This window comes from Streptomyces sp. NPDC047081 (genome assembly GCF_040643775.1).
In the GTDB taxonomy this organism is placed as follows: Bacteria; Actinomycetota; Actinomycetes; order Streptomycetales; family Streptomycetaceae; genus Streptomyces.
On sequence record NZ_JBEYUY010000001.1, the window covers coordinates 269268 to 286242 of the forward strand.

General features: G+C 72.0%; 17 protein-coding genes. 9 read left to right on the forward strand and 8 right to left on the reverse strand.

Translation table 11 applies throughout. From position 1 onward, the window contains the following. The first annotated feature begins 99 nt into the window (after positions 1-99). The 4 genes from ABZ848_RS01245 to ABZ848_RS01260 are packed head-to-tail and all read left to right on the forward strand — an operon-like array spanning position 100 to position 3715. Positions 100-966: an alpha/beta hydrolase-fold protein gene (locus ABZ848_RS01245; RefSeq protein ID WP_360823279.1), complete on the forward strand. Its 867-nt coding sequence runs from the start codon at positions 100-102 to the stop codon at positions 964-966. Between the two features lie 14 nt (positions 967-980). Then, positions 981-2258 (forward strand): MFS transporter, encoded by a 1278-nt coding sequence (locus tag ABZ848_RS01250; protein ID WP_360823282.1) that lies wholly within the window; start codon positions 981-983, stop codon positions 2256-2258. Then, positions 2255-3187, forward strand: coding sequence for an aminoglycoside phosphotransferase family protein (locus ABZ848_RS01255; protein ID WP_360823284.1), 933 nt, complete (start codon positions 2255-2257; stop codon positions 3185-3187). The genes ABZ848_RS01250 and ABZ848_RS01255 overlap by 4 nt, the downstream gene beginning before the upstream one ends. A gap of 9 nt (positions 3188-3196) precedes the next feature. After that, a complete protein-coding gene (locus ABZ848_RS01260) occupies positions 3197-3715 on the forward strand; it encodes a GNAT family N-acetyltransferase (RefSeq protein WP_360823287.1) in 519 nt (172 codons plus the stop codon). A 43-nt stretch (positions 3716-3758) separates the two neighbouring features. Here the strand turns inward: ABZ848_RS01260 and ABZ848_RS01265 are convergent, their stop codons facing one another. Beyond that, the gene (locus ABZ848_RS01265) at positions 3759-4661 is read right to left on the reverse strand and encodes a 2-dehydropantoate 2-reductase (protein WP_360823290.1); all 903 of its coding nucleotides are present in this window, start codon (positions 4659-4661) and stop codon (positions 3759-3761) included. A gap of 92 nt (positions 4662-4753) precedes the next feature. Here ABZ848_RS01265 and ABZ848_RS01270 point away from each other — a divergent pair, with 92 nt between their 5' ends. Next, on the forward strand, positions 4754-4978 hold the full coding sequence (locus ABZ848_RS01270; RefSeq protein WP_360823293.1) for a DUF2277 domain-containing protein: 225 nt from the start codon (positions 4754-4756) through the stop codon (positions 4976-4978). A gap of 44 nt (positions 4979-5022) precedes the next feature. On the opposite strand, the gene ABZ848_RS01275 is transcribed toward ABZ848_RS01270, so the two are convergent. After that, complete coding sequence (locus tag ABZ848_RS01275) at positions 5023-5634, reverse strand: VTT domain-containing protein (RefSeq protein ID WP_360823295.1); 612 nt, start codon at positions 5632-5634, stop codon at positions 5023-5025. 246 nt (positions 5635-5880) lie between these two features. Between ABZ848_RS01275 and ABZ848_RS01280 the strand changes: the two genes are divergently transcribed. Continuing rightward, the gene (locus ABZ848_RS01280; RefSeq protein ID WP_360823298.1) at positions 5881-6420 is read left to right on the forward strand and encodes a superoxide dismutase family protein; all 540 of its coding nucleotides are present in this window, start codon (positions 5881-5883) and stop codon (positions 6418-6420) included. Positions 6421-6488: 68 nt separating this feature from the next. Here the strand turns inward: ABZ848_RS01280 and ABZ848_RS01285 are convergent, their stop codons facing one another. The 4 genes from ABZ848_RS01285 to ABZ848_RS01300 form a co-directional block, all read right to left on the reverse strand. Beyond that, the gene (locus ABZ848_RS01285) at positions 6489-6944 is read right to left on the reverse strand and encodes a DoxX family protein (protein ID WP_360823301.1); all 456 of its coding nucleotides are present in this window, start codon (positions 6942-6944) and stop codon (positions 6489-6491) included. Positions 6945-7013: 69 nt separating this feature from the next. Beyond that, complete coding sequence (locus ABZ848_RS01290) at positions 7014-8900, reverse strand: FAD/NAD(P)-binding protein (protein ID WP_360823304.1); 1887 nt, start codon at positions 8898-8900, stop codon at positions 7014-7016. A 170-nt stretch (positions 8901-9070) separates the two neighbouring features. Further along, on the reverse strand, positions 9071-10699 hold the full coding sequence (locus ABZ848_RS01295; RefSeq protein ID WP_360823307.1) for an alkaline phosphatase D family protein: 1629 nt from the start codon (positions 10697-10699) through the stop codon (positions 9071-9073). 72 nt (positions 10700-10771) lie between these two features. After that, positions 10772-11416, reverse strand: coding sequence for an HNH endonuclease family protein (locus ABZ848_RS01300; RefSeq protein ID WP_360823310.1), 645 nt, complete (start codon positions 11414-11416; stop codon positions 10772-10774). Between the two features lie 355 nt (positions 11417-11771). Here ABZ848_RS01300 and ABZ848_RS01305 point away from each other — a divergent pair, with 355 nt between their 5' ends. Together ABZ848_RS01305 and ABZ848_RS01310 are read left to right on the forward strand one after the other, a co-directional pair. Beyond that, positions 11772-12353: a TMEM165/GDT1 family protein gene (locus ABZ848_RS01305; protein WP_360823313.1), complete on the forward strand. Its 582-nt coding sequence runs from the start codon at positions 11772-11774 to the stop codon at positions 12351-12353. Between the two features lie 146 nt (positions 12354-12499). Continuing rightward, positions 12500-13168 carry an HAD family hydrolase gene (locus tag ABZ848_RS01310; RefSeq protein ID WP_360823316.1) on the forward strand — a complete coding sequence of 223 codons (669 nt, stop codon included), beginning with the start codon at positions 12500-12502 and terminating at the stop codon, positions 13166-13168. 22 nt (positions 13169-13190) lie between these two features. Here the strand turns inward: ABZ848_RS01310 and ABZ848_RS01315 are convergent, their stop codons facing one another. Further along, positions 13191-14135 carry a peptidoglycan-binding domain-containing protein gene (locus ABZ848_RS01315; protein WP_360823318.1) on the reverse strand — a complete coding sequence of 315 codons (945 nt, stop codon included), beginning with the start codon at positions 14133-14135 and terminating at the stop codon, positions 13191-13193. Positions 14136-14335: 200 nt separating this feature from the next. Between ABZ848_RS01315 and ABZ848_RS01320 the strand changes: the two genes are divergently transcribed. Further along, entirely contained in the window at positions 14336-16384 is a 2049-nt protein-coding gene (locus ABZ848_RS01320; RefSeq protein WP_360823321.1) for an MDR family MFS transporter, read from the forward strand. Between the two features lie 32 nt (positions 16385-16416). On the opposite strand, the gene ABZ848_RS01325 is transcribed toward ABZ848_RS01320, so the two are convergent. Continuing rightward, positions 16417-16914 (reverse strand): GNAT family N-acetyltransferase, encoded by a 498-nt coding sequence (locus tag ABZ848_RS01325; protein ID WP_360823324.1) that lies wholly within the window; start codon positions 16912-16914, stop codon positions 16417-16419. Positions 16915-16975: the final 61 nt, after the last annotated feature.

Here is a 16975-nt window from a genome sequence, read left to right on the forward strand (position 1 = left end):
TTCCCGGGGTTCATGCGAACGAGTGCGGGCCGGCACCGCCACCGGGCGCCCCGGGAAACCCCGTTGAGGCCCCTCGTGATCTCTCCTAGGTTGGCGCGCGTGACGATCGAGGTGCCCTACCAGCCGCTTCCGATTCAGCAGCGGGACGTGCGCTACGCCCATGGCCCCGACTCCGCCGCGCAGCCCGGCGTGCCCGTCGGCGAGACGATCGAGTTCGAGTGGGACGACAGTGCCGTCTACCCGGGAACGTCACGGAAGTTCTGGGTGCACGTGCCCGCGCTGTACGAGCCCTCGGAACCGGCGTCGCTGATGGTGTTCCAGGACGGGTGGTGGTACCTGGACCCCGAGGGCGAGGTCCGCGGCGCGGTCGTACTCGACAATCTCGTCCACCGCGGGGACATCCCCGTCACCATCGGCGTGTTCGTCGACCCCGGGGTCTTCCCGGGCGCTGAGCATCCCAAGAACCGCAACACCGAGTACGACGCCTACGACGACCGGTACGTGCGCTTCCTCCTCACGGAGATCATCCCCGAGGTCACCAAGCGCTACTCGATCGCCGAGGATCCCGACCGCTGGGGCATCTGCGGTGGCAGCAGCGGCGGGAACTGCGCCTTCACCGCGGCTTGGCTGCGCCCGGACAGGTTCCGCCGGGTGATCGGGTACCTGTCCAGCTTCACGCAGATGCCGGGCGGCAACCCGTACCCCGAACTCATCCCCCGCGTCCCGCGCAAGCCCCTGCGCATCTTCCTCCAGGCCGGCCATCGCGACCTGCGCTGGAACGAGCCCGAATCGAACTGGCTCGCCGCCAACCTCCGTGTCGCGGCCGCCCTCGCGGAAGCCGGCTACGACTTCCGCCTCGTCCTGGGCGACGGCGGCCACAGCCCCAACCACGGCGGAGTCCTGCTCCCCGACGCCCTCCGCTGGCTGTGGCGCCCGGACGACCACCCGAGCCGGCCGGCGACTTGAGGGGCAGAGCCCCTGTGCCACCCTCCAGCCTGTGGCGTGACCGCGACTTCCGTCGGCTCTGGTTCGGCCAGACCGCCTCCCAACTCGGCGAACAGACAAGCCTGGTGGCGCTGCCGCTCTTCGCCGTACTGACCCTGCACGCCGGTGCCGGCCAGTTGGGCGCCCTGCGCGCGGTGGGGCAGGCGCCGATTCTGCTGCTGTCGCTCCTCGCCGGGGTGTGGGTGGACCGGTGGCGCACCCGCACGCTGATGACGGCGACGGACGCCGGCCGGGCCCTGGCGCTCGGCGCCGCCGCCGTGGCCGGCCTCCTCGGCGTGCTCGGTCTGCCCGCACTGCTCGCGATCGCCTTCGCCGTCGGTGCGCTGTCCGTGTTCTTCGACGTGGCCTATCAGGCGTCCCTGGTACGGCTCGTGGAGCGCGATCAGTTGGTACGGGGCAACAGCGCGCTCGAGGGCAGCCGGTCCGCCGCGCAGATCGCCGGCCCCGCGCTGGGCGGCGCTCTGGTGTCCACGTTCTCGGGGCCGATCGCCGTCGCGTCCGGCGCGGTGTTCTTCGCGCTCTCGTTCCTTTCGATACGGCGCATCGGTCGCCGTGAATCCATACGGCAGCGCTCCGAGCGTCGTCCCCCTCGGCTCTGGCCGCAGATCCACGAAGGTCTCCGCTTCGTCGCCGCCGACACCTCGCTCCGTACCGTGTGTCTCGCCTCCGCCGCCTTCCAGTTCTCCTTCTCGGCCGTGATGACCGTCTATCTGCTCTTCCTTCCACGGGACCTGCACCTGTCGGGCACCGCCGTCGGACTGGCACTCGCGGCCACGGGACCGGGCGCGCTCCTCGGCGCGCTGCTCGCCGCCCGCCTGCCGGGCCGCTTCGGGTACGGCGCCGTACTCGTGTCCGCGGCGGCACTCGGCGACGGCGTGTTCCTCTTCGTACCCGCGCTCCACGGCCCGTCCACGGCGACCCTGGCCGCACTCCTCGCGATCAACTTCGTCTTCGGGACCTTCGGCCAGCTCGTGAACGTCACGGTCATGGCCGTCCGGCAGACCGTCACACCCGACGGCATGCAGGGCCGCGCGGCCGCCACGATCAACTTCGTCGGCATGGGGATGACCCCGCTCGGCTCGCTGCTCGGCGGCTTCCTCGCGGAAGCGTGGGGGACGCGCGCCAGCCTCCTGGTGGCGGCCGTGGGCATGCTGCTGTCGCCGGCCCTGATGGCCCTGTCCCCGCTCGCCCGCCTGGGACGGTCGATCGTCGCGATCGGCGGATCACTGTCGGGATACCGTGGCTCCGCATGACCCACACCGAGATCGAGATCACCGCAGAACTGGTCCGGGATCTGCTGCGCGACCAGCACCCGGACCTCGCCGGTCTCCCCGTGACGCTCGGCGCGCGCGGCTGGGACAACCAGTTGTGGCGGGTCGGCGAGGATCTCGCCGTTCGGCTGCCGTGGGCCACCCTCTCCGCCGACGAACTGCTCCGCAAGGAGCACGCATGGCTGCCCGCCCTCGCCCCGCACCTTCCCCTGCCGGTTCCCGTCCCGCAGCGCCTGAGCGAGCCCTCCGAACGGTTTCCGCGGCCTTGGATCGTCACCACCTGGGTGCCGGGAACGCCCGCCGACCGCGCCCCCGCCACCCGTGCCGCGGAGGCCGCCGACACCCTGGCCGCCTTCCTGACCGCCCTTCACCGGCCCGCCCCCGAAGGGGCCCCGGCCGGGCGCGGACGTGGTGGGTCGCTGGGCGACAGTGCGGAGGGGTTCGCGGGGCAGCTCGCCTCGGCCGTCGAGCTGGGGCTGCTTCCCGACCCGGACGCCGTCCGCGCGGTCTGGGAGGACGCCGTCGCCGCGCCCGAGTGGGAGGGGCCGGCGCTGTGGCTCCACGGTGATCTGCATCCCGCCAACGTCCTCACCGACGACGGCACCTTCTGCGGCGTGATCGACTTCGGCGACCTCTGCGCGGGCGACCCGGCCTGCGATCTCGCCGCCGGGTGGATCCTGCTGCCGGACGGTGCCATCGACCGTTTCTACGACGCCTGCCTGCCGACCGCCGACTCCGCGACCCGGCGTCGCGCCCGCGGCTGGGCGGTGCTGCGCGCCCTCAGCGGCATCCTCATCGGGGAGGCCGGTGTGCGGGGCCGTCCCGGGGGCAAGCCCAGCTGGGGCCCACCGGCCCGCACCTCACTGGGCCGTCTCATCGCAGACGGTCGCGTTGTCAGACCCGGGTTCTAGTGTGGCGGTATGGACGGCACGGAAGCGGAACGGGTGCGGTTGGTTGCCTGGTCGGAGGGGGACTTCTGGCTGTTGCAGCGGAACAACAGCCCTGAGATGACGGAGCACTTGGGCGGGCCGGAGAGCGAGGAGAAGCTCGCCGCCCGGCATCTGCGGTATCAGGAGGTGGAGCCCGGGCGGATGTATCGAGTGGAGCTCGCGGAGAGCGGCGAGACCGTCGGCTCGATCGGGTTCTGGGAGAAGGAGTGGCGGGACGGGACGGTGTGGGAGACCGGGTGGGGAGTGCTGCCCGAGTTCCAGGGGCGGGGGCTCGCCGCGGCGGCGGCCCGCGAGGTCGTACGGGCGGCACGCGCGGCGGGGCTGCACCAGTACCTGCACGCGTTCCCGGGCGTCGACCACCCCGCGTCGAACGCCGTCTGCCGCAAGGCCGGCTTCACCCTCCTCGGACCGGTCGAGTTCGAGTACCCGAAGGGCCACTGGGCCACGTCCAACGACTGGAGAGTCGATCTGCGGGCGGCGGCCGGTTGACGCCTGGCGTGCGAGGTGCCAACCGGCCGGTGGAGCAACGGTGTTACCTACCGCCGTCCGCCAACTCCCGCATCACCCGCGCCGCCACCGGCACGCTCACCCCGTGCCGTTCCGCCGCGCGCAGCAACGCCCCGCCGATCGCGTCCAGTTCGAGTGGTCGGCCCGCCTCCGCGTCGCGCTGCATCGACGACTTGGTCCGGGGCGGGAAGGCGTCGTAGCGGGCCAGGGCCTGGGCCGGGTCGGACGGGCCGCCGGAGGCCTGGCTCACCGCGGCCGTCTCCGCTACGAGCGCGGTCAACTCGTCGCGGTGCAGGGTGCGGACGTCGCCCAGGGGGAGCGCGTACCGCGTCGTGAGGAGCGCGAACGGCGCGAGGAACGACATCTTGGCCCAGAGCGCCGACGTCTCGTCGTCCAGGACGCGGGTCGTCGGGCCGGCGGCGCCGAGGGACTGTGCCAGGGCGTCGAGACGGGCCCGGTCCACCCCGTCCCCGGTCAGGTCGATCTCCGCGAACGGGCTGCCGTGCTCGATCACCCCCGCCGCGACCCGGGTCGACTCAACGCGGATGACGGCGGGGGCGACCAGGTCGGCCCGGTAGCGGGCGCGCAGGGTCGCGGGGTGTTCGACGCCGTTCAGGAACGGTACGAGGAGGGCGTCGCCCAGCGCGGCCGGCGGCACGCGGTCCAGCGCGTTGTCCAGGGCCGTGTGCTTGACCGCGACCAGGCACGCGTCGACCGGCTCACGCAGCTCGGTGTCCGCCTCCACGCGCGCGGTGAAGTCGCCGAACAGGCCGCTGCGGACCCGGATCCCGTCCGTGCGGAGCGCGTCCGCGGTCTCCTTGCCGGACAGGCAGATCACCCGGTGACCGGCCCGCGACAGCAGCGCCGCGAGCAGGCCGCCGATGCCGCCGGGGCCCAGGACGGCCACGGTGGGTTCGTCGTTCGCCATGATTCTCTTGTCCCTTCGTCGGTCGGCCCCTGACGGTGGCCGCCTCGGAAAGGATCATCGCAGGCGCGGGGGAGTTGGGGGAGACTGGTCTCATGTGCCGGAGCATCAAGACCCTTCGCCCGCCCGCGTTGCCCGAAGAGGCGACGGAGGAAGAGATCAGGGCCGCGGCCCTGCAGTTCGTGCGGAAGGTGTCCGGCTTCCGGGCGCCGGCCGCGCACAACCGGGAGGTGTTCGACCAGGCCGTGGAGGCGATCGCCGAGGCCACGGCCGAGCTGCTCACAGGGCTGGAGATAAGGGGCCAGAAGGCGTCCGCGTGACCAGAAGGCGTCCGCGTGACCTGAAGGCATCCGTGTAACAGGCGTTACGACGCCTTCGCCGGCCGGCGCATCACGTACGCCGCCCCCGCCCCCGCCCCGAACAGCGCCAGCACCGACACCCCGGTCGCCAGCCACGTCGTACCGAGCCACTGGCCGCCGTAGTAGCCGAGCGCCACGCTGTACACCGCCCAGGTCAGGCCCGCCAGCGCCGACCAGGGCAGGAAGTCGCGGGCCCGGCGGTGGGCCGCGCCCGCGCCGAGCGAGACGACCGAGCGGCCGGCCGGGGCGAAGCGGGCGAGGATGACCAGCGCGCCGCCGCCGCGGGCCAGGGCCGCGCCGAGACGTTCCTGCGCGGAGGTCAGCCGGCGGGAGCGGGCGATCGCGCGGTCCAGGCGGGCGCCGCCGCGCCAGGCGAGGCGGTAGGCGACCAGGTCGCCGAGGACCGAGGCCGTGGCCGCGCACAGCGTCAGCGCGATGATGTCGGGCACCGCGTGCGGCACCTGGCCGGTCGCCGAGCCTGCGGCCGCCGCCGTGGCGGCCGTGATCACCAGTACGCCGCTCGGCAGCACCGGCAGGAACACGTCGAGCAGCACCGACATCGCCACCATGGCGTAAATCCAAGGGCTGCCCGTCAGCGACCCCACACTCTCCAGCACCACGACTCCCCGTGAACTCCCCCGTTGGCCAGACCGTGCCGCGACGTCGCGGGGGAGCGGCAGGGGCGGCCAGTAACAGCCATACAGCGTACGCCTGGGGTGTGACAGCAGTTTCATGGGGGGCGCGTGTGATCGGCACAGGACGTTCACCCGGCTGCCGTCTCCCGAGCGGCGGGGCCCGCCGCAGTCCCGTAGCACGGAAGAGGGGTGACGAGTCGAGCACACGACGTGAGGAACGGTGGACGAATGGTGGCAGGAATATGCGCGGGCGCCGTCGCGGCGGCCGTGCTGGCGGCCGGCACCGGCGGTGCCAACGGCTACTGGATGCGGACGGACGCGCACTTCGCGCCGCCGACGGCTCTCGTGCCGTCGGCCGCGGTGACGTACGACATGGCACTGGTCCCGGCGGCCGCCTGGATCGAGGTGAGCCAGCGGACCGAGGAGAGCGGCGCGACGACGGTGAAGCTGCGGGTCGACGGGCTGAAGCCCGGGCACGAGTACGGCGTCCATGTGCACCAGAAGCCCTGCGCCGCCGACCCGGCCGCCGCGGGCGGGCACTACCAGCACGAGAAGGGCACGGACGAGGCGCACGTCAACGCGGCCAACGAGGTCTGGCTCGACTTCACCGCCGACGACCACGGCGCGGGCGCGGCGAGCGTCCGCCACGACTGGGGCTTCCGGCAGGGCGAGGCATCCTCGGTCGTCATCCATGACATGCCGGGCACCCATGGCACGCGGGTCGCCTGCTTCACGGTCCCGTTCGGCTGGACCGCCGGGGCCTCGTAGGGCAGGCGTCTCCTGAGACGCGAAGGGCCTTCCCCCACCTTCGGGGGAAGGCCCCGCTCATGCCCGGATCAGGCCGCGACCGGCGTTTGGTCCGCCGCGCGTCGCTCCTCCGCGGACGTGCGCCTGGCGAGCAGCCGGTCCAGGCCGAACGCGCCGGAGCCGGTGAAGACGAGCAGCAGGAACGTCCAGCAGAACAGGACGGACAGCTCGCCGCCGTTCTGGATCGGCCACAGCGCGGCCTGCTGGTGGACGTCGAAGTACGCGAACGCCATGGAGCCGGAGGCGACGAACGCGGCGGCCCGCGTGCCGAGGCCGAGCAGTACGAGCGTGCCGCCGACCAGCTGGATCACGGCCGCGTACCAGCTGGGCCAGGTGCCGGCGTCGATGGTGCCGCCCTGGGTGCCCGCGGCGCCGCCGAGGACGCCGAAGAGCGAGGCGGCGCCGTGCACGGCGAAGAGCAGGCCGACGACTATGCGCAACAGGCCGATCACGTACGGCTGAGCGGTATTGAGACGAGCGGACATGTGGGGGTGCTCCTTCGGCTTTGTCGGTGGGGGCGGCGGTACCGAATGAGCGATCCACGTTAGGTCTGCCTAATCGATGCTTGCAAGTTCAACATCCGGCCATCGGGAAGCTTCCGCTTCCGGTTCCGTTTCCCGCGTCGCCGCACGTAGCAGCGCCCTCGCCACCGCATCCGCGTCCGAAAGCGTGACCGAATCCACGCCCGGGCGGGCTCCCGCCGCGGTCACCCAGTGCACCCCCTCCGTCGGCACCCCGAACGCGAACCTCCTTGGGTGCGCTCGCCCTTGACGGTCCATCAGGTTGTACGGCCGCTGCGTCACGTCCAGCCCGCCGGTCTCGTAACCGTCGACGATGTGCGGCCGGCACTGTCCCGTCCGCAGCAGCCGGGCGAGCAACTCGTCGCCGGTGGTGCGCAGATCCGGTTCCGGAAGACGGGCCTCTATGAGAGTCGTCACCCGCACCTCCGAGCCCGGGACCTCGGGGGAGCGGGCCAGCCAGGCCCCGTCGCCCTCCCGCACCTCGACGCGCGGCCCGAGCACCTCCACCACGCCCGCCTCCACCAGCGCGGTCAGCTCCTCGATGCGGCGCCGGGGCGGGCCGATGGACAGGAAGGCGTTGAGCGGGGTGTACCAGCGGTCCAGGTGCTCGCGCCGGGAGACACCGGCGAGGCCGCCGTGGTCGACGATCAGCCGCAGCTCGTTGCGCAGATCGCGCAGCACGTCCAGGGCCGCCTTCAGCGGGCCGGCCACATTGCCGAGGGCGGCCTGCGCCGCGTCCTTGCGCAGATACGACAGCAGCCACTCCCGCCACCGCCGGGGATGCGCGAACTCCCCTTGCGTATACGGCCGGGAGACCCGCTCCCAGCTCCAGCGGTCACCCTCGGACACCCCGAACTCGTCGAGGACCAGCGCCTCTTGGGGATCCCCGTGCGGGACGGAGAGGAAGAGGTCGGCGAGGTCGGCCCGCCCGGTGAGCGCCGTGTAGTAGACGGTCTCCACCTCCTTCGCCACCAACGGCCATATCTCGCCCAGGAAGTCGGGCGCCTCGCCGGAGTCCGCGCGCTTGCGGAAACCGGCGATCACCTCCGGGGTCAGGACGAGCGGGCGGTGACGGCCGTACGGGCCCTTCGCGTTGTCGCCGCGCGCCTGGTACGGGATGCCGCGCCGGGAGCCGGCGTACAGGCGGGGCTCGCGGCCGGAGGGGACGTACCGCAGACCGCCCGGACCCGGCACGAACCGGCCGCCGCGGCCCGTCGTCAACAGGGCGGTGTGGTCGAAGAAGTTGAGGCCCAGGCCGCGCAACAGGACCGGTTCGCCGGGGGATATGGGGGTCAGGTCGAGGTCGGCCGGGTTGGCCGGCGGGAAGTGGAGCAGGCCGTGGCGGTCGGCGTGAGCGGCCGAGCGGCGGGACGCCGGGTCCGGGGCCGTGGGGAGGTGGCCCTGGGCCAGGACGACGCCGGACAGGCCGTTGAGGGTGCGGCCGTCGTCCAGGGTGAGGGTCTGCCGGCCGTCGGAGGCGTCGTCCAGCCGTACCGCACGCGCCCGGTGGGTCACCACGCGCACGCCGGGCGGGGCCTCCCGCACCACCCGGGCGAAGACCCACTCCAGGTACCGCCCGTAGTGCGCGCGGGTCGGGTACTCGTCCGCGCCCAGCTCACCGCCCGCCCACTCGTACAGGCTCGGCCCCGGCAGGATCGGGCCCGAGCAGTCCACGCTGTCGTCGGTGAACAGGGTCACCTGGCAGGCCACCGTGTTCATCAGCAGCTCGGGCGACTGCGTGCTCCGCCACACACTGCCCGCACCCGGCGGCGCGGGGTCGACCACGTGCACGGTCAACCGCGCCCCGGGCGGGAGGAGTTCGGGGACCGAGGCGCAGAGGCGTTCCAGCACGCTGGTGCCGCGTGGGCCGGCGCCGACCAGAGCGAGGGAGACGGACGGCTGCTGCGGCGGTGCGGACAAAAGGGGGACTCCCGTGCGTGTGGGGCGCTTGGCAGTGAACCGCCCGGCGGAAGCGGACGGTCCGCCTCATCATGCCGTCGGGCGTAACAGAAGCCAACGCGAGCCCCAGGAGGTGGCACAGGTCTCAGACACCGCACTGGTCACTCATGTGGTGGTAAGACACTTGTCACTCATGCGGTGGTGAGAGTGGACTCCTCCACCGTCTTCAACGCGCCGTTCGCCCGCGCCTGCTCCAGCCGCAGCCGCGCCGAGCGCCCGCGCAGGGTCAGGGTCATGAGCTGGTTGCCGAACCAGGGCCCGCCCGTCTTGCGCCACTTGACCGCCGTCGGCGCGCAGCGCCCGTGCCGGGCGAACCGCCGCCCCAGCGCCCGGGCCGCCGCGCTCCAGCCGAAGCGGAAGCCGAGCCGTATCGCGAGCGGGATGGCGTTGTGCACGGGCGAGCAGGTCAGCTGGAGCACGCGGGCGTCCGGGGCGCCCGTCGGCCAGACCGGCTCGGCCACGTACGCGTGGTGCACGTCCCCCGACAGCACCAGCACGCTCGCCGGCGCCTGCGGCCCCGTACCCGCCTCGGCGATCAGCGCGGCCAGCTCGGCGAAGGAGGCCGGGAAGGCCGCCCAGTGCTCCAGGTCCGCCCGCCGCCGCAGGTCCTCCCCGAACCGCGCCCAGCGCGCGCCCCGGTCGCCGCGGCACAGGGCCGCGTTCCACGCTTCGGCGTCGTGCACGAGATGGGGCAGCAGCCAGGGGAGTGAGGTGCCTATGAGGAGATGGTCGTACGACCCCGGCCCCTCCAGCGCCTGCTCGCGCAGCCACTCGGCCTCGCCCGGGTCGAGCATCGACCGGGCCTCCTCGTCGAGGACACGGGCGGCCCGGGTGTCCACCATCAGCAGGCGTACGCGGCCGAAGTCGCGCCGGTAACTCCAGCGCACGGAGGCCGGGTCGGCGTCGGCCTTGCAGGCGAAGGCGCGCAACTCGTCGGTGCCGTCGGGGAGTTCGCGCACGGCCGCGTACAGCGGGTCGGCGGACAGCTCGGCCGGGGACAGGTTTCCCAGGTGCTGGTGGACCCAGTACGACATCAGGCCGCTCAGCAGCCGCTCGCGCCACCACGGGGTGGCCCGCATGTCGGCGAGCCAGGCGGCGGAGGTGTTCCAGTCGTCGATGACGTCGTGGTCGTCGAAGATCATGCAGCTCGGCACGGTGGACAGCAGCCAGCGCACCTCGGGGTCGAGCCAGGACTCGTAATAGAGGCGGGTGTACTCCTCGTAGTCGGCGACCTCGCTGCCCGGCGGGTCGCTCAGGTCCCGGCGCGCGGCCAGCCAGCGGTGGGTGGCGGCGGAGGTCTCGTCGGCGTACACCTGGTCGCCCAACAGCACGAGCACGTCCGGCCGTTCACCGTCCGGGTCGGCCGCGATGCGCGCGGCCAGGGAGTCCAGGGCGTCCGGGCCGACGGGGTCGGCCTCGTCCGCGGGCGGGGCGGCCCAGCGGCAGGAGCCGAAGGAGACGCGGACGGCGTCGTCGTCGCCCGGGGTGCGGATGACGGAGGCCGGGAAACGGGAGTCGGGCGGCGGCCAGACGGGGGTGCCGTCGAGGAGGACGTCGTACGAGGTGGTCGTGGCCGCGGTCAGACCCTCGACCTGCACCAGCGCGTAGTGATGGCCGGCGACCTGGAAGGTGCGGGCCTGCCCACCGGCGCCGTCCGCGCACCGCACCTCGGCGGCACACGGGCGGCTCGCCTCGACCCACACGGTCGCGGACGAGCCGTCGACATACCTCAGCACGGGCCCCAGGCGCAGTTCTGCCATGATCCCCCTCCTCCGTCGCCCCGTACGGTACGGAACGACGGAGGTGGGTGGGGAGGTTCCGTTACTGAATCGTCAGCAACTGGCGAGGTAGCTCGTCAGCGCGCTCTTCTCGGCCGTGTCGACCGAGAGGTTGTAGTAGTACTTCACCTGGACCCAGGCGCGGACGTACGTGCAGCGGTACGAGGTGAGCGACGGCATCCAGGTGGCCGGGTCCTGGTCGCCCTTGGACTGGTTGACGTTGTCCGTCACCGCGAGCAGCTGCGGGCGGGTCACGTCGTTGGCGAAGGCCTGGCGCTGCGCGGTGGTCCAGTTGCGGGCGCCGGAGTCCCAGGCCTCGGCCAGCGGGACGAGGTGGTCGATGTCGACGTCGGAGGCGGCGGTCCAGGTCGCGCCGTCGTACGGCGAGTACCAGCTGCCGCTGGTCGCGACGCAGGCGGAGTCGGTCACGACGCCCGAGCCGTCCCGCTTGAGGATGTACTCACGCGTGTTGCAGGTACCGCTGATGGTGATCCAGGTCGGGAACAGATCGCGGGCGTAACCCGTCCTGACCTCCGTCGCCACGGTCAGCGAGGCGAGGTAGGTGCGGGCGGTGGCGGCGCTGACGGGGGTCGGGAGCGCGGCGGACGCGGTCGGACCGTTGAAAAGTCCGATGGAAGCTATGAGTCCGGTAAGAGCCGCGAGTATGCTGAGCCGTCGACGCGCGTAGAACTTCGGCATTGCGAACTCCCTTGGGGTGTGGGGGCGTTGGAGTGCGAGCGATGGAATGCTCGCGGGCCCGTGTTTCGGGGAGGTGAGTGTTCGGTAAGAAGCTAGTGACGCGTACATGACACGACAAGGTTCACGGTCGAACTTTCTCTCGCGTACAGTTGACGGCGTACGAAGGGGAGTAGCTCTTCGCCGGACCGTCGACATACTGCTCAGCTCGTCTGAGCCGGCGCCCGGAGGCGGGTCCCTAGCGGACCTCGCCAGCGAGACCTTCGGCAAGCAGTGCACTGACCGTGTGCTGCCCTGCCGAGGTGTCCGCGCACAGGAACGCACTCTCGGCGGGGCAGCCCCGACCGATTGAGGAACCTTGATCAGCATCACCGTCACGGCGCTCGTCTTCGGCGTCGTCTTCCTCGCCGAGCTGCCGGACAAGACCGCGCTCGCCGGGCTCGTGCTCGGCACCCGCTACCGGGCCTCGTACGTCTTCGCCGGCGTCGCCGCCGCGTTCACCCTGCATGTCGTGCTGGCCGTCGCGGCCGGCAGCGTGCTGACCCTGCTGCCGCAGCAGGTCGTGCACGCGGTGACCGGTGTCCTCTTCCTCGGCGGTGCGGCGATGCTGCTGTTCAAGAAGGACGACGGCGACGAGGAGATCCGCAGGCCCGAGAACCAGTCCTTCTGGAAGGTCGCCGGGGCCGGGTTCATGCTCATCCTGGTCGCCGAGTTCGGGGACCTGACGCAGATCATGACGGCGAACCTCGCGGCGCGTTACGACGACCCGCTCTCCGTCGGCCTCGGGGCGGTGCTGGCGCTGTGGGCGGTGGCCGGGCTGGGCATCGTCGGCGGGAAAGCGCTGATGAAGCGGGTGCCGCTGGCCCTCATCACCAAGATCGCCGCGCTGCTGATGACGGGGCTCGGGGTGTGGAGCCTGTGGGAGGCGATCACCGGCTGAGCTGAACGGTCGGTGAACCTTTGTTCAAGCCGGTGGCGGATGTCGGGCCGATTTTGTACCGTGGAGGAACAAAGTGGCTCCCGTCCGTTTTCCCTGACCGGCGGACGGGGCCGCCTTGTCCCTTCCTCCGCGCCTTGGAGCTGCCGATGACGGTCACCACCGTGCCCACCGTCCTGACCGCCCGCGCCCTCCTGCTGGACATGGACGGCACTCTCGTGAACTCCGACGCCGTCGTCGAGCGCTGCTGGCGGCGCTGGTCCGAGCGGCACGGGCTGGACGCGGACGAGGTGATGAAGGTCGTGCACGGTCGGCAGGGATACGCGTCGATGGCGCTGCTGCTGCCGGACCGGCCGATGGAGCAGAACCACGCGGACAACGCCCGCATGCTGGCCGAGGAGACGGCCGACGTGGACGGTGTGGTGCCGATCGCCGGGGCCGGGGAGTTCCTCGCCTCGCTGCGGGGGCTGCCGCATGCGCTGGTCACGTCGGCGGACGTCCCGCTGTCCACGGCCCGGATGGCCGCGGCGGGGCTGGAGCTGCCGGAGGTGCGGGTGACCGCGGAGTGCGTGGGGGCCAGCAAGCCGGATCCCGAGGGCTTTCTGAAGGGGGCCGCCGAACTGGGGGTCGATCCGGCCGACTGTGTGGTGTTCGAGGACTCCGCGGCGGGCATCGCGGCGGGGCGCTCCGCGGGGATGCGGGTGGTGGGGGTTGGGCCGCGGGCCGACTTCCACGAGCCGGACGTGGTTGTCCGGGATCTGACGCAGGTGCGGGTGGAAGCCGGCGCGGACGGGTGGATCCGGCTGTACGTGGGCTAGGTGGGAAGGACCACCGTCGTTTTCACGGCTCCGTCGTCTCCGACTCCAGATGTGCCCGTGTCTCCAGGTCGTACACCCCGTACTCCTCGACCTGGATTCCCCGGGCCTGCTGGTATCTGGTGACCGCGTCCTCCACGCCCTCGTTGTAGTGGCCGCTCGCCTTCCTTGTGTAGAGGCCGAGTTGGGTCAGGCGGAGTTCCAGTTCCTTGACCTCGTCGCCGCTGTCGCCGCGGCGCAGGACCGGCGGCGCGGTCTGGCGGTCGTTGTCGGTGGCCGTGACCGTGCCCGTGGCGGTGACCGTCGGCGGGGGCTGGGTCGGGGTCGGTGAGGTGGACGGGCTCGGTGAGGCCGTCTGGGACGGGGATGCCGAGGCGGAGGCCGTGGCCGACGGTGTTTGCGAGACCGGCGGGGGTGTGGCCGCCGATGCCCCGTCCCCGGACCGTGATGCGGACGGCTCGCTCGGTGACGTGTCCGGGACGCTTGCCCGTATGTCGTCCGGGAGTGCCGTGTCCCGGGCCGGTGTCCGGTAGGAGAACAGGCCGCTCGCCAGGCCGGCCGCGGCGACCACGGCCACCAGGGCCCCGCCGGCGCCGAGCAGGACCGTGCGGCGGCGACGGATGCGGGGGCCGACGCCCGGTTCGTCGTTCCCCGCCTCGCCGTAGCTGCTCTCGCCGGGCTCGAACAGCCGTAGATCCTGCGTGCTGGGCTCGGTCGCCCCGGCTCCCGTGATCGCCCGCAGCGGCATCGTCGCCTCGGCGGCGGCCACCGAGGCGTCGTGGGCCGCCCCGTCGAGTTCGACGTACGGGCGTATGCGCAGCGGGTCGAAGTCCTCCGCCGCGGCCGCCTGGGCCTCACGCGCGTCGCGCAGGGCCTCGGACGCCCGCTCCGTGCAGCCGCACGACGGGGTGTTGTCGGCCGCTCTGGGCGCACCGCACTCCGGGCACATGTGACCTTTCGGTTCTGTCACGCGTTCGTCCCTCCCTCCGCGCTCCCCTGGCGCCTGTCCGACGAACTCCAGAGATTATGCAGATCTCCTTCACCCCGTCTCCCACAAGCCCCCGGAATAGCGGATTCCGCGGGACTCGACGGGCCAAAACCGGTCACTCCACCCACGATGGAAGATGGACCGGGACGGTCCGTGACCCTTGGGGAGCCTTGGGAGGCCTCATGGCAGGGGATGCGCCCGCGGTGACCGGGCACCGGCAGGAGGCACGGGACCCGCACGTGCCCAGGAACGTCCTCGTCTCGATCGGCGCCCTGCTGCTCGGGATGCTGCTCGCGGCCCTGGACCAGACGATCGTGTCGACCGCGCTGCCGACGATCGTCAGCGACCTCGGCGGCCTCGAACACCTGTCGTGGGTCGTGACGGCGTATCTGCTGGCCTCGACCGCCGCGACCCCGCTGTGGGGCAAACTCGGCGACCAGTACGGGCGCAAGCGGCTCTTCCAGATCGCCATCGTCATCTTCCTCGTCGGCTCCGCGCTGTGCGGAATGGCCCAGAACATGGGCGAGTTGATCGCCTTCCGGGCCCTGCAGGGGCTGGGCGGCGGCGGGTTGATGGTGCTGTCCATGGCGATCGTGGGGGACGTCGTCCCGCCACGTGAACGCGGGCGCTACCAGGGGCTGTTCGGAGCCGTGTTCGGGGCGACCAGCGTGCTCGGGCCGCTGCTCGGCGGGCTGTTCACCGAGCATCTGAGCTGGCGCTGGGTCTTCTACGTCAACCTGCCCGTCGGCGTCGTCGCGCTCGCCGTGATCGCCGCCGTCCTGCGCATCCCGCGCAAGGGCACCCGGCACGTCATCGACTACCTCGGCACCTTCCTCATCGCCTCCGTCGCCACCTGCCTGGTCCTCGTCGCGTCCCTGGGCGGGACCACCTGGGGGTGGGGCTCGCCGCAGATCGTCGGACTCGCCGTGCTGGGCGTCGTACTGGCCGTCGCGTTCGTGCTCGTGGAGCGGCGGGCGGCCGAACCCGTCCTCCCGCTCAAGCTGTTCACCATCCGCACCTTCACGCTCTCCGCCGTCATCAGCTTCATCGTCGGCTTCGCGATGTTCGGCGCGATGACCTATCTGCCGACCTTCCTCCAGGTCGTCCAGGGCGTCTCGCCGACCATGTCCGGCGTGCACATGCTGCCGATGGTCTTCGGCATGCTGATCTCCTCCACAGTCTCCGGCCAGATCGTCAGCCGGACGGGGAGGTGGAAGGTGTTCCCCGTCGCGGGGACCGGCGTCACCGCGCTCGGCCTGCTCCTCCTGCACCGGCTCGACGAGCACAGCTCCACGGCCGAGATGAGCACGTACTTCTTCGTCTTCGGCCTCGGACTCGGCCTGGTCATGCAGGTGTTGGTGCTCATCGTGCAGAACGCGGTCTCGTACGAGGACCTCGGCGTCGCCACCTCCGGCGCGACCTTCTTCCGCTCGATCGGCGCCTCCTTCGGCGTGGCGATCTTCGGCACGGTCTTCGCGAGCCGCCTCGGCGACAAGCTGACGGACGCCTTCCGGGGCGCCAGACTCCCCGCGGGCTTCTCCGTGGACGCGCTCAAGTCCGATCCGCGCGGCATCGGTTCACTCCCGCCGGCGCTGCGCGCACCCGCCCTGCACGCGTACGCGCAGTCCATCACCGACGTCTTCCTGTACGCCGCCCCCGTCGCCCTCCTCGGCTTCGTACTGGCGTGGTTCCTGAAGGAGGACCGGCTGCGCGGGTCCGTCACCGCGCCCGACCTCACCGAGACGCTCGCCAGCAACCCCGTCCAGCGGTCCTCGTACGACGAGGTGTGCCGTGCGCTGTCGTTGCTGGGCACCCGGGAGGGCCGCCGCGCGATCTACGAGAAGATCACCGAGCGGGCGGGCTACGACCTTCTTCCGGGCGCCAGTTGGCTGCTGCTGCGGATGAAGAAGTACGGCTGGGTCGAACCCGGCGTGCTCGCCGAGCGCAGCGCCGTCCCGCTGAACGTCATCCTCGCCGCCGCCCGCCAGGTCGAGGAACGCCGGCTCGCCACCCGTGAAGGCCTCGACCTCGTACTGACCGACACCGGACGCGAGGTCGCCGACCGCCTCGCGCAGGCCCGTGAGGACTCCTTGGCGGAGCTGCTGGGCGACTGGTGGGGCCCGGACCGCCCGACCGATCTCGCCCAGCTGGTACGGCAGTTGAACGACGAGCTGTGCGGCTCGGAGAGGGAACAGCCGCACGACAACGGGCCGGTGGCCAGGCTGACTTGAGCAGGACCGGACCCGACCCGCCCGGCTGGGGATCAGTCCGGCAGATCCTTGCGGAACCAGTGCTCGGCGTACTTGTCGTCGTTGTGCGGCCCGGTCTCCGTGTAGCCGAGGCGGGCGTACAGGGCGCGGGCCTCCACCAGGTCGCTGCGGGTGTCGAGGACCACTTGGCGGGCGCCCAGGTCGCGGGCGGCGGCCTCGGCGGCGCGTACGAGGAGCGGGGCGCCGCCCTTGCCGCGCATCTCCTCGTACACGAACACCCGGGTCAGCTCGGCGGTGTCGCCGTCCAGCAGCCGCACGCCCGCGCTGCCGGCGGGCTCACCGCCGTACCGCGCGACCAGCAACCGGCCGGAAGGCGGGGCGAGTTCGTCCCCAGACCGGGCGGAGATCTCGCGCTCCAGCTCGGCCGGGTCGGTGCGCCGGCCCTCGTGCAGGAGGTACCAGCGGTCGCTGACCTCCGTGTAGTACGCCCGCCAGAGGGCGGTGGCCGCGGGGGAGCCGACGGGTTCCGGGGTGACGGTCCAGTTGCTCATCCGGTCATTCTGCGGAGACGGCGGGCCGGGCACGCAACCGAATATGCGTGACCCCGGGAAT